2 protein-coding genes are annotated in these 545 nt (G+C 33.4%); both read left to right on the top strand.

Features of this window, described 5'->3' with window-relative positions; translation table 11 throughout:
- The coding region (locus tag PsAD26_RS29855) for a hypothetical protein (RefSeq protein WP_206600018.1) at window positions 1-260 on the top strand (260 nt) is incomplete at its 5' end.
- Window positions 253-423, top strand: a complete 171-nt coding sequence (locus PsAD26_RS29850) for a hypothetical protein (protein WP_206600017.1) — start codon at window positions 253-255, stop codon at window positions 421-423. The genes PsAD26_RS29855 and PsAD26_RS29850, both read left to right, overlap by 8 nt.
- Window positions 424-545 lie beyond the last annotated feature (122 nt).

The following is a 545-nucleotide window of genomic DNA, read 5'->3' as shown; positions in this document are numbered from 1 at the left end:
TCTGTATGGGGCATGAACCAGATTTGAAAGCGTCACTTCTCAAGGAAGTTGGCGATTACAAATTAGATGTGAATATTGTCGATATTCTAAAAGATAAAAAAGCTCTTCAATTGAAACGAGAATCTGAAGGATTGGCAGTTATTCAAGACGGACAAGTCATTATTGAATCCTTCTTCCCTATGAACTTGCTTCAAAAATTAAGTTTAGATGAGCAAAACGTGGAAGATTGGAAACAACTAGTTGAGTCTGTTTTTGATTGACTTCAACTATGATGGGGCAGTCTTAAATCCAACAGAGATTGATATTCCTGATAAAAAATCATTTGTAAAAGGTATTTATGACATTCCAAAAGATGCAGGTACGATTCGAATTAAAATTACAGATGTTCTGTCAGAGTCACTTGAAATTGAGGCGGTGAAATAAGAGATGGCTAAAGTAAACCTTGATTTAGTTTCTTTAAATACCTAAGCTCTTTCTATGGAGAGCATAAAAGTCTAATTCGAAAAAATTACCGTGATTTAACAAAAAAGTTTCTTGATTACAAT

Origin of the sequence: Pseudovibrio sp. Ad26 (assembly GCF_001623285.1) — a bacterium.
Lineage (GTDB): Bacteria > Pseudomonadota > Alphaproteobacteria > Rhizobiales > Stappiaceae > Pseudovibrio > Pseudovibrio ascidiaceicola.
The sequence above is the reverse complement of the archived record's forward strand: the minus strand, read 5'-3'. Positions and strand labels throughout refer to the sequence as shown.